Annotated in this window: 15 protein-coding genes, 1 tRNA gene and 1 pseudogene; 2 read left to right on the forward strand and 15 right to left on the reverse strand. The window is 44.9% G+C overall.

Going from position 1 to position 13,306, the window contains the following annotated elements:
* Positions 1-60: 60 nt before the first annotated feature.
* The 5 genes and pseudogenes from DY78_RS15770 to DY78_RS07340 all read right to left on the reverse strand — a co-directional run.
* Positions 61-195, reverse strand: a pseudogene (locus tag DY78_RS15770) (terminase small subunit); the annotation flags it as partial.
* Between the two features lie 18 nt (positions 196-213).
* Positions 214-1,011: a hypothetical protein gene (locus DY78_RS07330; protein ID WP_024624625.1), complete on the reverse strand. Its 798-nt coding sequence runs from the start codon at positions 1,009-1,011 to the stop codon at positions 214-216.
* Positions 1,012-1,581: 570 nt separating this feature from the next.
* The gene (locus tag DY78_RS16120) at positions 1,582-1,737 is read right to left on the reverse strand and encodes a hypothetical protein (protein WP_156093455.1); all 156 of its coding nucleotides are present in this window, start codon (positions 1,735-1,737) and stop codon (positions 1,582-1,584) included.
* Positions 1,738-2,201: 464 nt separating this feature from the next.
* Positions 2,202-2,289 (reverse strand) — tRNA-Ser (locus DY78_RS07335).
* 104 nt (positions 2,290-2,393) lie between these two features.
* On the reverse strand, positions 2,394-2,813 hold the full coding sequence (locus DY78_RS07340) for a hypothetical protein (RefSeq protein ID WP_024624626.1): 420 nt from the start codon (positions 2,811-2,813) through the stop codon (positions 2,394-2,396).
* A gap of 246 nt (positions 2,814-3,059) precedes the next feature.
* Here DY78_RS07340 and DY78_RS07345 point away from each other — a divergent pair, with 246 nt between their 5' ends.
* A complete protein-coding gene (locus tag DY78_RS07345) occupies positions 3,060-3,392 on the forward strand; it encodes a heavy metal-binding domain-containing protein (RefSeq protein ID WP_024624627.1) in 333 nt (110 codons plus the stop codon).
* 60 nt (positions 3,393-3,452) lie between these two features.
* Here the strand turns inward: DY78_RS07345 and DY78_RS07350 are convergent, their stop codons facing one another.
* The 3 genes from DY78_RS07350 to DY78_RS07360 form a co-directional block, all read right to left on the reverse strand.
* On the reverse strand, positions 3,453-5,204 hold the full coding sequence (locus tag DY78_RS07350; RefSeq protein WP_024624628.1) for a thiamine pyrophosphate-dependent enzyme: 1,752 nt from the start codon (positions 5,202-5,204) through the stop codon (positions 3,453-3,455).
* A gap of 100 nt (positions 5,205-5,304) precedes the next feature.
* Positions 5,305-5,727: an Rrf2 family transcriptional regulator gene (locus DY78_RS07355; RefSeq protein WP_024624629.1), complete on the reverse strand. Its 423-nt coding sequence runs from the start codon at positions 5,725-5,727 to the stop codon at positions 5,305-5,307.
* Between the two features lie 68 nt (positions 5,728-5,795).
* Positions 5,796-7,022, reverse strand: coding sequence for an MFS transporter (locus DY78_RS07360; RefSeq protein ID WP_024624630.1), 1,227 nt, complete (start codon positions 7,020-7,022; stop codon positions 5,796-5,798).
* 116 nt (positions 7,023-7,138) lie between these two features.
* On the opposite strand from DY78_RS07360, the gene DY78_RS07365 reads away from it, so the two are divergent.
* Complete coding sequence (locus DY78_RS07365; RefSeq protein ID WP_024624631.1) at positions 7,139-7,723, forward strand: winged helix-turn-helix domain-containing protein; 585 nt, start codon at positions 7,139-7,141, stop codon at positions 7,721-7,723.
* 37 nt (positions 7,724-7,760) lie between these two features.
* Here the strand turns inward: DY78_RS07365 and DY78_RS07370 are convergent, their stop codons facing one another.
* The 7 genes from DY78_RS07370 to DY78_RS07400 all read right to left on the reverse strand — a co-directional run bounded on the left by DY78_RS07370 (position 7,761) and on the right by DY78_RS07400 (position 13,303).
* The gene (locus DY78_RS07370) at positions 7,761-8,060 is read right to left on the reverse strand and encodes a DUF2316 family protein (RefSeq protein ID WP_024624632.1); all 300 of its coding nucleotides are present in this window, start codon (positions 8,058-8,060) and stop codon (positions 7,761-7,763) included.
* Between the two features lie 6 nt (positions 8,061-8,066).
* Entirely contained in the window at positions 8,067-8,489 is a 423-nt protein-coding gene (locus tag DY78_RS07375; protein ID WP_024624633.1) for a MarR family winged helix-turn-helix transcriptional regulator, read from the reverse strand.
* Between the two features lie 116 nt (positions 8,490-8,605).
* Entirely contained in the window at positions 8,606-9,226 is a 621-nt protein-coding gene (locus tag DY78_RS07380) for an ABC-2 transporter permease (protein ID WP_024624634.1), read from the reverse strand.
* Between the two features lies 1 nt (position 9,227).
* Entirely contained in the window at positions 9,228-9,908 is a 681-nt protein-coding gene (locus DY78_RS07385) for an ATP-binding cassette domain-containing protein (protein ID WP_024624635.1), read from the reverse strand.
* Positions 9,909-10,052: 144 nt separating this feature from the next.
* Positions 10,053-10,571, reverse strand: a complete 519-nt coding sequence (locus DY78_RS07390) for an adenine phosphoribosyltransferase (protein WP_024624636.1) — start codon at positions 10,569-10,571, stop codon at positions 10,053-10,055.
* Between the two features lie 18 nt (positions 10,572-10,589).
* Positions 10,590-12,923 carry a single-stranded-DNA-specific exonuclease RecJ gene (gene recJ / locus DY78_RS07395; RefSeq protein ID WP_024624637.1) on the reverse strand — a complete coding sequence of 778 codons (2,334 nt, stop codon included), beginning with the start codon at positions 12,921-12,923 and terminating at the stop codon, positions 10,590-10,592.
* A 23-nt stretch (positions 12,924-12,946) separates the two neighbouring features.
* A complete protein-coding gene (locus DY78_RS07400) occupies positions 12,947-13,303 on the reverse strand; it encodes a LapA family protein (protein WP_024624638.1) in 357 nt (118 codons plus the stop codon).
* Positions 13,304-13,306: the final 3 nt, after the last annotated feature.

Below are 13,306 nucleotides of genomic sequence, written 5' to 3' on the forward strand. Positions count from 1 at the left end.
AATTATGACGCTGACTATTCGCATTTATTTGTCTAAAATCTTGACATAGGAGCCATTGTGCTTTGTGAGGTTTTCGTAGTCAACAAAACGGGTACTCTTCTTTGAGTACCTGGCCTTTAAGGCGGCCTGCGTTGTATTGCCACTAATAATATATTCATCAGCAAATTTTTGCTGTTTTACTGTTAGTTTCTGTATCACTCAGACCTCCTTCCATTACTTTTTATTATCCGAATTTTTTCCAACAGAATTTCCATACAAATAGTAATTAATTGCTTCCGTCTTTGAATCGTTAACAAAATGTCGCTTACGCATTTCGGCATTGTATACAGACGCACCTTTTAAATCACTTTCGTCAAATTCGTATATTGAAAAGTCACTCTTATTATCTAAAAGATTCTTACTAGTTTCATCTAAAACATGTCTATATTCTCTTTTTAATTTTCTACCCCAAGTATACTGAGGAATCGCAACATTAAAATCAGATAATTTAAAAGTCACTTTCCCCAATTCCTCTACTGAGCTCCTGAAATAGATTTCAAGTTTTTGAAAATCTCGTCCGTGTTTAAAATCTAGAGAATAAACCTTTTTTCCAAGCCCAGCTAGAAAAAGGTAATCTTTAATTACCTTTTCCTCTTTGCTTTCATAAGTAGCAACAAAAAGTACATCAATTGCAACAGAATTGTCTACCGTATTCACAATGGCCATGCTCTTATAATATTTCTCAAAATCCCAGCTATTAGATTTTGAAACTGCAACATCGCCTGCTTGTACATAACTTTTAAACGACAAGTTTAAATGTGGCCTTTTTTCAGTCTTTCGCTGCATATTCTGGATATAAATTTGGAGTAATAGTCCCCCAAATGCAAATACTGACATCACCGATGCCACCAACTGGATCCAATCTGACGGGCCTAATCTTGTCATACCAGAAATTGAGAATACTAATCTAGCAATCAAAAATACTGATATGATTCCAACAACAATTAACAACTGTTTACAATACTGCTTCACATTCATCCCTCCAGAATTTAAGCATAACAAAACCCCAGCATCACTGCTAGGACCCTGAAGGAGTCCACCAATATTGTATTCTGAAATGAAAGAATAGCTTTCCTATCGCATCAACATATCTCACACGACTATAGTAATACATCTATTCGGATATTTTTGGACACCCATTCAGCTCGTTTTGGACATGCAATTTAAGGCATCAGTGCCAAACATCATGATTGATATTTCATCAATTACTTGACGTTATCCCGTCAAATCCTCTTTTCGTCAACCTGATAAAAATCTGCTAACTGTAGTCATGCAAACTTACCATCGATTAAGTACAGTTTCTTGATAACTTTGTGCCGGCGTTATTCTTCAAATGCACCATACAAGTTTCTTTATACCGGTTGAGAATATTACTAATAACTCCATTATTTCTTTAGATTGCATCCGATCTCCAAGTAATGAGTATAAGCTAAGCTCATATTGTGACAATGGCACATCACTATCAACCTCTGATAATTCGACATCAAGATGGTTTTCTAACAATTGATAATAAGTCAACAATGGTTTCATATTTCTCAGTTCTTATTCAGATCCGCCTCTAGCAAATTTATATCCTCGTGTAATTAAGCCATCAACAATCTTATTAATAGTATCTTCCGCTAATTCAATCGTCATTCTTCCCCATACCCATCCACATACAAACAACATTCCCATCAACCAGCCATTGCCCCATTTCATCCAATCACCTTTATTAACTTACATTTCGCCTTCAAGCGTCGTTAATGAATAATTTATGGCTGACAAGTAAACTAATGGCGCACTTTTGGTGTTATTAAATAAGGTTAGTGCTACAAAGGCTTTGATAACACGTTGTCAATGTATTACCCGAAAGGCTGTACTCATTACTAATTAATCATTTTGTTCAACGTGGCTCGAAAGGTATTACACTAGCCACACCATCGGAAGTGTGTTGGTAATATCTCTAAACCACTACTGGCACGAGCAATCGGACGATTTAAATTTTAATTTGGTGCACTTTTTGAGGGTAAAAGGACACCAAATTGACTCGTAAATTCGTCAAAGTGCACCAAAAAGTGCACCATTATGTCAATTTGTAACGATTTTGAACGTTCAATGAAAATGAAAACCCCGCTAATTCAACGATTAGCGAGGCTCACAAATGGTATTTGTTACGTAATTTAAGGAGAGTACAGGATTTGAACCTGCGCGCCGGTATTAGCCGGTTCGCCGGATTTCGAGTCCGGTGCATTACCACTCTGCCAACTCTCCATGTGGTACTTAAACAGTATAGCATAATTCGCCTTAAGAACAAATATTTATTCAAAAATATCCCGACGCTAGTACCACGTTAATCAACGATTTACTATGGAAAACTAATACCCCACCACCGCCAACAGCCGACTAGTCAATTTCGAATGCCGCGGCGTTTTCGATTTTGATACATTGCAAATGACCGTGCTGGCATTAATCGCATTGGCGCTCAACGTTCCGAGTACTGCAATCGGTGATACCGTATCGCCGACGCGGACTTGCCAATCGAAGTGGGCTTGACCACTTTCCGAGGTCAATTGTAACCAATAATCTTGTTCATTCAATCCTCGCAGGCGGATACTTGTCACCGTGATTGCACGGACTTCGCCATTCACGGGCGCATAGACCGGCGCTGCTGTTGGTTGCATCGCCAACAATGCTTGGCCCGTAATCGCGCGTGCGGGTAACGTTTGCACGTCGATTGGGGTGCCAGTAACCGGTGCGGAAACTTGAGTTAACTTTTGTTGTTGAAATAGTCGCATGTCCAGGGCCTCCAAGGATTGATTTTTGCTTCACCCTTACTATATGATATGAAACCCGTCCCAGGTCAACCGTTAACTTAAAACTTAACCGGGTCCCAATGAACTTAAGTCGACCTTAACGTTGCTTAGCTTATTTTGATAAACGTTAACTCATTCAAATGGACCAATCGTGCATATCAGACAACTTTTTACCGGGCTTATGCTATCCTATGGTTATCAAATTTGACCAATAAAAAGGAGCAACTCATGTCAAAAATTTTAGTCACGACCACGGAACAGATTCCGGGTCAAACCTATGAAGTCTTAGGGGAAGTCTTCGGCTTAACTACTCAATCTAAAAACTTAATGCGCAACATTGGCGCGGGTTTGAAAGGGTTGGTTGGTGGCGAAATCAAAGACTATACCAAAATGTTAGATGAATCGCGGAACGTAGCGGTTGATCGTTTACGGACGAATGCCGAAGCCATGGGTGCCGACGCGGTGGTCATGATGCGCTTCGACTCGAGCTCGATTAGTGACGATATGCAATCGGTGGCCGCTTATGGCACTGCCGTTAAATACACGACGCCAACTGAATAATTGTAATATACAAAAAAGGCGTGCTAACAATAAATTGTTAGTACGCCTTTTTGACAGCGACTAAGCTAAGTCTTTCAATAAATTACTCAAAGCTGGCTGGTCACTCCCCGAAACGTTGTATTGTTCACGGTACGCTTTAATGGTATCGGCATCGAAACTGTCCGGGTCCACCGGCACGAAACTCGTATCAATCGGATCCACATTCTTAATCTTCGCATCTAAAACGATTGGCAATTGATTACCGTCAGCTTGTAACTGCTTGATTTTGGCCATAGCAACCTTTAATTCTGCCAAGTTTGTCGCCTTTAAACCGATGGCGCCCATATTTTCAGCCATACCGGCCCAGTCAGCGCCAACCAAATCAATACCATATGGTGCTTGGCCGGCTTGAATCTTTTCATGGGCGATGAATCCCAGTGCTTTGTTCTCCAAAACGACGTTAACAACTGGCAACTGATACTTCACTTCCGTCAAAATATCCGGCATCACCATGGCAAAACCACCATCACCCGAGATGCTCCAAACTTGCTTATCAGGATTGCTGAGCTTACCGGCTAACCCGGCTGGTAAACCAAAGCCCATCGTGCCGTACCAAGCCGACATTGCAAAACGTTGGTCACGATTGAATGGTAATTGGCGAATCGCCCATTCTGTATTATTCCCGACATCCAAACCGAAGACGGCATCTTCATCTGATGCTGCTTTAATTGCGGCCATGACCCCTTCAGCCGCTAACCCATCATGGTCATCGGCGGCTAATTTAGCTAACCAAGTATCCCAATTGGCTTTATCTTGTTTGGCAGCTGTGACAAAGTTAGTGACTGGGCGAGTGACCCCAGTTACGGCCAACGCCGTTAAGAAATCACCGGCATCCGCTAAGACCGTCATATCGGCGTCATGTTGTTTGCCTAAATCTGCCAAATTGTTATTCACTTGAATAAACTTGACGCCAGCTGGTAAATAGCGGGCAAATGGGAAGTTAGTCCCGACAAACAAGACTAAATCAGCCGCTTGTGACACTTCAAAAGCGGGCTTCGTTCCTAACCGACCGCGAGAACCCATAAATAACGGATGGTCCGTTGGCATGGTCCCAGTCGCTGGTGCCGTGCTCAAAACGGGCAAGTTAAATTGTTCGGCAACTTTGACGACCGCTTCCCGACTAGCCCGCGCACCTTGACCGACCCACATGATGGGCTGGTTGGCAGCGGCCAGTTGTTCAGCGACGGTGTTAACGGCCGCGGCATCTAAGACCGGTTTAGTCGTCACATGCGTCAAATTAGCGGTCTTGAACCCGTCAAAATCAATTTCTTGGCCCGACAAATCATCCGGCAAAATGACCACTGATACGGAATGAGTCGCATACGCCGAGCGAATGGCTTCATCGACCACATACGGAATTTGTTCAGCATTCGTGACTTGTTTATGGAACGTTGCGACATCCACAAACATTGGATCTTGATTCATTTCTTGGAAAAAGTTCGTATTCATCACGCCAGTGGCCGATTGACCAACTAAGGCTAACACTGGAACCCGGTCCATCTTTGCATCATACAACCCATTTAATAAGTGCACGGCGCCAGGACCGGCTGAACCGAAACTAACCCCAATCTTGCCGGTCAACTTGGCATCGGCCGCAGCGGCTAACGCACCCACTTCTTCGTGGCGAACTTGAATATACTTCAAGTTTTCACGTTCAGCATACAAGCCATCGACGGTGTTATTAATTGAATCGGCCGTAATCCCATATAAATGATCCACGTTCCACGCGGTTAATACTTGAGCTAAAGCTCGTCCTGCTGTCATTTTTGTCATTATGTAACATCTCCTGAATTTGTTGTGTATTTTTTAAGCACATCTATAATATAAAACTAGCACCGGTAACTGTCAACCATTTTGTTACCAGTGCCCAAAATCAAGTCGCTTGTAATAGTTCAATATCATTGATGACGTCTTGTAGCGTAATTTTGGCCATTCGCCCTTCCGCACTACTCTGAATCTCACGATAATAGCCACTCATCACGGTCGGAATCACACTGCCAACCGGACAAGTTTGCGACGTATCCCGGTCAACACTCAATAAATCGCGCCGCGTGCTGACGGCGACAAAAATATCGCGTAATGATATATGATCGGGTTGACACGCTAACTCCGGCTTAGCAATTCCTCTTGTAGATACCAATAATCCAGCCTTACGCATTTTTCCCATCAATCGGCGTACCATCGTGGGATCCGTATTTAGGCTGCTAGCAATCCGTTCGCTTTTCAAATCATCATTTTGATGCAACGCAATATACGCTAAAATATGCGTGGCATCGCTCAACTGGGTATTTGCCATCTTACTCACCTCACTTTAATTATCTTGTTGTGTTTAATGATAGCACATCTAGCAAATTTAGCCAGTTTTTAAGCGCGGGCTTGACGGGTTGGAATCAACAAGCAACTACCCGACATCATCAATAGCACGATTGAAAGCCAATACGCCGCGTCACTTGAAACGACATTGTAAACTAAAACAATCCCAATGCTACCAATTGGTAATGAAATCGCCGATAGCGACGTCAATAGTCCTTGCAAGCTGCCCACAATCTCAGCATCCGCGACCCGCAACAAACTCGCATTCAACTTGGGATTTACTTGACCCATACAAAAGCCGGCAATTCCCATGCCAAATACGACCAACCAATAATTTTGCCACGTCATCAAATTCAAATAAATACCGGTGACCGTCACAATCGTAATCCACACAAAGCGTTGATAAGACCAACTTTCAAAAATCCCCATATGTAACACACTACCTAAAATCATACCAATGATAAAAATCGTATTCGTAATCAGTACCGCGACACTAAAACTTATTGGTAAGCGAGTCCCCTGACTGAGTAAAAACAAATTAATAATGGCATCAATACTCGCTCCCACCGCGTTGATGAGCATGATATTGCCGAATAAAGCCACCACATTGACGCCAACGCTGGCTTCAAAGGCCGTCTTAATTTGTGCCAACAGGCGGCGCCAAGTTGGCTGCGTGGTCGCTCGGTTTATTACTACGATAATACTGCGTTGACCACTCAATAACACTAACCCGGCTAGTAGGAACGTCCCCGCATTGACGTAACCTGCTAATTGATAATCCCCGGTCATGCCTATCAGTGCAACCCCAATGGCCTGCCCAATAATTTGCATAAAGGTCGACACCCCTTGATTCACCCCAATCGCCTCTTCACGAATAGTCGTCGGCACCTTGGCTTGCAACATTGGCATCCGTAAATTCGAACTAAAACCACCCAGAATGTCTGAAAAGACATTGATTACAACCACCACCATAAAAACCGCGCGCGTGTGGACAGTAATGAGTTGTGCTAATAGGACGTATAAGACCGCCTGTAAAAACTTCGTGCCAATCAACCAACGGTGTTTAGCAACCAACTGATCAGCCAAACGTCCGGTGAACATGCCGAAGACACCCGGCAAGACGGTGGCAACCGAAACAATCGAAATCAAAACTTTCGCATCCGTAAAAGTTTTGGCGTAAGTTAGCAACACAATATTGAATAAACTAATCCCCAACGTTTCAAAAAAATCCGCCCCTGTTAAGGTCAAAAACGTCCGATTTTGCCATAATGCTCGCATCACTGATCACTTATTAAAATTAAATTTTATCGCTTAAATTTATTTAAATGATAGATAAAGTATAATTGGTTGATTTAATTCTGTCAATTAGCTAAGCTAACAACGAGGTGAAAAATATGGCAAAATCAATCCGGTCACAGTTAGCAAAGTTAATGGCCGATGAAAAAGTCCTCGCCGTCATCCGCGCGACGACTGACCAAACCGGCTTAACGCCGAAACAAATTGCACAGGCGACCGATATCCCAATCAATCAGTTGTATTACACAATTAACAAGTTGGTCGCAGCAGATTTGCTGACCGTCGTCAAACAAGTTAAAGTCAAAAATTTAGATGAGTACTACTATTCCAGCTACAATTTTACGCATGAACAAAATACCGCCATGCAAGCCGAACTCGCGCAATTTCCGGCCCTAAACAATATTTCTTCCACCTGGACGCAGGAACATTTGACAGAATTGATGCAATTACTACTCTTCCATCAACAACAATTCTTAACCGCACTGGAAACTCAAGTTGAAGCCCAACTGCCGGCTGAACAAATGACCACGTTTTCGGCCTTCAGTGATTTAAAGCTGTCCGCGGCAGGCGAACAACAGCTCCGTAGCGACCTACTCCATCTGCTCGCGAACGCTGAGAAAAATGATCCTGACTCGGCTGCCACTGATAAGCAAACCGTCAACTTACTGATTGAGAAATGGTAACAAAAAAACGTCCAAGGATGGACGCTTTTTTCATGCTTTAGGCCAAGTTGCCCCGCGCAATTCGCGCTTGGTTCAAAAACCAGAAGCGGCGCGGTGACCCGGATAACCGCGTGTAAGGCACGCCTTCAACATGTTGTTTACGTAAAACTTCGGCCAAATAATTTCGCAAAATCCATGGTTCTTCAATCGCTTGAACCTCCAAGTCCAAGACAGCTTGAACATGTGCCGGCGTTGTTTGTAACGCAGTCGCTACGGTGGCTAAATCTAAGCCGGTTAAGGTAAAGTTCGCTTGTAATTCTTGACGTGTTGCTTGTTGTTCGGCAGTCGTTAATGACATGGACCCTCATCCTCTCAATTGAATCGTTAGTTTTTGTAGTAGTTTGGTTAATTGCTGACTTTCAGTCGAACTTAACGCGGCGGCAACTTGTTGTTGTAACGCGTTAAACGCCGCCGCGATTTGTATCGTCAAGGCTTCCCCGCTACTCGTCAAGACCAATTGGCGTTCCCGCTCGCTCGTTGGTGACAAGTGCTGGTCAACCCAACCACGTTGCCGCAAGCCTTTAATTAAATTCGAAGTGCTGGCTGCTTGTCGACTCAAATACTCACTAACCGCCCGCTGATTAGTTTGCGGGTGCGCCGCGATAAAGTCCAGAACCCGCGCTTGATCCGGTGTTAACCCGAGTTGTTTAAGCTGCGTGTTCAAATAAACTTGTTGCGTTTGATTAGCTTGGTATAACCAATGGCTCGTTGTATCACCTTGTTGCATCTCATCACCTCTTAAGTTGTTTCGATTCATTTTAAATCAAAACAGTTTCAATTACAACTGTTTTACCAACAACTATCCAACTAACAATGGTAGTTAACGAAACGACCACCACCAAGCTAGAACAAATACCGATGCTTGAAGCCCCGACATGCCATCCAAGCTGAAACTGTACCAACTAACGTATAACCCAGCACAATCATGAGGCCACTCAGTCCCGGGTGCCGTTGGACTTGTTGCCAAGCTTGTCGTATCAGCGTGGGTTGCTGGCGAATGAAAATCATCCCCAGCAGAATCAGAAATACCACCATCGAACCGCCATTGATGCCAAACCAATAACATAATGGCACCATCACTACTAAATAAACCAAGCTTAAGCCGAGCAATCCAGCCAACAAGCGCCAATCAAACCGCTTGAACTTTAAACTAATCCCCAGCCAGCCTAGCCCAGTGCCAGCCCCAATCATCGCACCCTCAAATAAATATCGGGCCAGAACTAACTGCCGCACCGACCGACCATTGCGTAACAAGTAGACCGTAAAACTATCATGGGTATCGGCCGAAAATGGGAATGTCATCAACGAAAAGCTCAACATAAATGGAATGAAGATCATGGCGACTAATGTCAATTGCGTATTCAACATAATGGCTAAAATAAACGCGACCCCGACCACCAACATTTGTTTCGTCTGTAATTTATGTTTTAAAACGAGTAAATCGCGCCAAAATAAAGCTGTCATGCTAATCGCCCTCCGTTTCTGCCCGCAGTAACTGTTGCCGTAACGCTGCTAATGATGGCATCGGACCGGCTTGTTGCCACACGATTTGACCATGCGCCATAATTAAAGCCCGCGTCGCCACTTGGGTAACATCTTCCAAAATATGCGTCGTCATCAGCATTGCCGCAGGATGCGTTTGCACGTATTCTTGGGCTAACTGTAAAATTGTCTGGCGTACCAGCGGATCTAACCCGGCCGTCATCTCATCAAAAATCAACAACTCCGCATCATGGGCCAAAGCGGTGGCAAACACAACTTTGGCCCGATTCCCTTTCGATAGCGTCTTTAATGGTTGCGTCGCTGCAACGCGTAACTGGTCTAAATATTTCAGGTAGGTGGTCAAGTGCCACTGCGGGTACACCGTGGCGAGTAATTGTCCGACTTCCCGTGCCGTCAGCTCTTCCGGAAACGGACACGTATCTGGCACAATCCCAAAGGTCGGGTGACCGGTGGCAAAGGACACTTGTCCATGTTGCGGTTGGACCACTCCCGTTAATAGATTCAGTAATGTGGTCTTCCCCGCCCCATTTTCACCAATCAACGCCACAATCTCACCGGATGCAATCGTTAATGACACTGGCCCAAAAGCTAAAGTTGGCCAAGCTTTAGTTAGCTCAGTCGTCATGACTAATGGCTGACTCATCGCGACACCTCCATCTAATGAATAATTTATCTTCATTATATACACAGCTGGCATATAAAGGTTAATTGAAGTACTCACAACTAAAAAAAGCTTTGATTCAACCGAAATGGTTAACCAAAGCTAATTTATTATTCAAATTAAGTTTTAAAATTCCATCAAACTCAAAATGTCGCAACCTTTAATCTTGTCACGACCATGTAAGTCTTTTAATTCGACTAAGAAGGCCGTCCCAACGACGTTCCCACCGAGTTCTCTAACGAGTTCAATCGTGGCAGAAATCGTCCCACCAGTCGCTAACAAGTCATCGGTCACTAACACATTTTGGCCGGGTTTAATGGCGTCTTTGTGTAAGTAAAGGGCTGATTGGCCGTATTCCAAATCGTAAGTCGCTTTGACCGTGGCCCGTGGTAACTTCCCTTTCTTACGAGCAGGCGCAAAACCAACGCCTAATTCATAAGCGACTGGACAGCCCACGATAAAGCCCCGCGCTTCGGGTCCGACAATCATATCAACATGTTTATCACGTGCGAATTTAACGATTTTGTCGGTAGCTTCACGGTAAGCTTCACCGTCCGCCATTAATGGTGAGATATCCCGAAAGATAATGCCGGGTTCCGGATAGTCCGGAATACTTGCGATATATTTTGTTAAGTCTAATGCCATTGCTTAATAACAGCTCCTTCAATTCTTAGCGGCAGCTTGATTCTTAATCCAAACTTGTAAAGCTGCCGATTTACTATACAAAAGCGTTTCTTCAGCCACGATTTGTTGCTCGCGTAACTGATAACTAGGGGCGTGATGTAAATCTGCTTTTTGCGGATTCGAAACGCCATTCATGACACCATCATTTATTTTAACAAATCCGACCTCAAAAAACACCTGAATCATGAAAATAAGCAAATTTCGGTCTAAATGCAAATGCGCGGCGACTTGCGATAATTGATGATGAATGTCCACATCATGATGGGCCGCCGTGAATTTAAACAGCTTGCCAAACTGCTCACGACTAGGCATCCCGGCCAAATAAACCGAATTGCGTTGATACAAATATAAAGTCAATTGATTGAGTGGTAAGGCTGTCAACACCGCCGTTAAGTCGGCTAACGTATCCGGACAATCGACAATAAATACCGGTTGATCAGTCGGAATCTGACTCAAATCCGTCGTCTGATCACTCACTAAAATCGCTTGCGATGTTGGTTGCACATAAGTGGCGAGCTTCTTCATCAAATTTTGATGAAAAAACAAGTAAACGCCCGGTGTACTGAAGTTTTGGGCGGTTAGATGTTGCGTGCGCGCATCGATTACCTGCGCGCCCGTAATCGCAATATCTTTGACCATGATTTGTGGCGTCGTACGGTCGCGCCAAGTATTGGAACTAAGTTCGCCGACTACCGCCACATCATGCGGGCTCGCTTGGATAGCCGGTGCCGCCGCCCCCATCGAAAACGCAATCGCATCGACAGTCGCTTGACCATCACTCAATTGCAATTTCAAATGTTGTTGGTCGGAACCAATCTGTCGTGCTTGCGGGACGTCGGTTGGTTTTAACTCAAATAACGGTGCCGGATTATCGGTCCCAAACGGTGATAATTGCTTAATCGCGTCGAGCGTCGCTAACGAGGCCTCCGCTAACGGCAGCTCTCCATCTAATTGTAAGATAGGTTGTGCATTGTCAGCCAAGTTTTGCTCAGTCGCCGCAGTTTCCATGGCCGTTTTTAGCGTATCCAACTGGTCACGCATCACCGTTAAACCGACCGCCATATGGTGACCACCAAATGCCACCATTTCATTACGAACGGGGTCGATGGCAGCAAACAAGTTATAGGCCTCAATACTCCGGCCACTCCCTTTGAGCCGACCGTCATCCGCTTCATTCAACACGAGCGTCGGCTTACCCGTGGATTCAACCACATGGCTCGCCACAATGCCTAAGACCCCTTCATGCCAATCTTTACCCGTAATCACTAAAGTTTGGCGGGCTTGATTTTCCGGCGTTTGCGCTTGGGTTAGCGCCGCTGCCGAAATATCGCGCACTAACCCTTGGCGTTTTTCATTCAATGAATTGACCGTCGTTGCCAGTTCCTGAGCCCGTTCGTCATCAAAGGTCGTCAACAATTCAACGCCACTTTGCGCCGACTGCAATCGCCCTAACGCATTCAGCCGCGGCGCAATCCCAAAGCCAATGCTGACTTCGTCCAATTGGTCCGGTTCTAGGCTGGCGGCCTTAATCAGCGCCGCCAACCCGGGACGAGCCGTTTGCCGTAAGACTTTTAGCCCTAACGTCACAATGGTCCGATTTTCACCGGTTAAGGAAACCAAATCGGCGACCGTCCCAATGGCCGCTAAGTCCATCAATTCTTCCGGCACTTCTTCTAATAACGCGGTCGCCACTTTAAAAGCGACCCCGGCACCCGATAAGTCGCCAAACGGATAGTGACCTTCCGGATGTCGCGGATGCACGATAGCATACGCGTTTGGTAATTCTGCGGGCATCTCATGGTGATCAGTGACGACCACGTCAATTCCTTGGGCCATCACATTATCAATCACAGCGTTACCGGCAACCCCGTTATCGACGGTCACAAATAACTTAGTCCCATTAGCAATTAATTTATCAAAAGCAGCTTGGTTGGGACCATAGCCATCCTTGAACCGGTCGGGAATATAGTAATTCACATTAGCACCAATTTGGTCTAAAGCTTCATACATGATTGACGTACTCGTCAACCCATCGGCATCGTAATCACCGTAAATCGTAATCTGATCACCAGCAACGATGGCTTCTTGAATCCGGTCGACGGCTTTTTCCATATCATGCATCGCCAACGGATCTAAAAGCGGTTGTTGGTCGGCATGTAAAAAGGCCGCGGCCGCATCGGGCGTTGTCAGCCCTCGTTCAATTAATAACTTGGCCACTAAGGGCGGAACCGTGACCGCTTTTGCCAAGGCGTCGACTTGCGCAGTATCTTCAGCCGCCGTCTTCATGACCCATTTCTTTTTGGCCGCTAACATGCCATCCTTCCTTTCAACACCGATTATTTACTCGAAGCCACTGGCGCCGTTGCCGCCGCCGCGGAATCGCGATTTTGTTTCCCTTTATTATTCAAACGTAACGTTAAACTTTTGTTTTCAGCCGTTAATTTGTCAATTTTTGCTTGGGCATCCGCCAACGCTTTTTCGTGTTCATTGCGTTCTTTAGCGGAATTGACCGTCGCCATCAACACGGCAATCACAACCCCTAAGATGAGCGTAATCACGATGACTAAAATAAGTGGCCAATGGACCGCCGCAATTCCGAAATTAACCCGGACTGGTTCCACATTTAAAATCGCAAATACCACAATGACTAACACAATCACTAATGCACTGACTAATCGCCACTGATTTTTCATAAA

The organism is Lactiplantibacillus fabifermentans DSM 21115, assembly GCF_000498955.2.
GTDB classification, from domain to species: domain Bacteria; phylum Bacillota; class Bacilli; order Lactobacillales; family Lactobacillaceae; genus Lactiplantibacillus; species Lactiplantibacillus fabifermentans.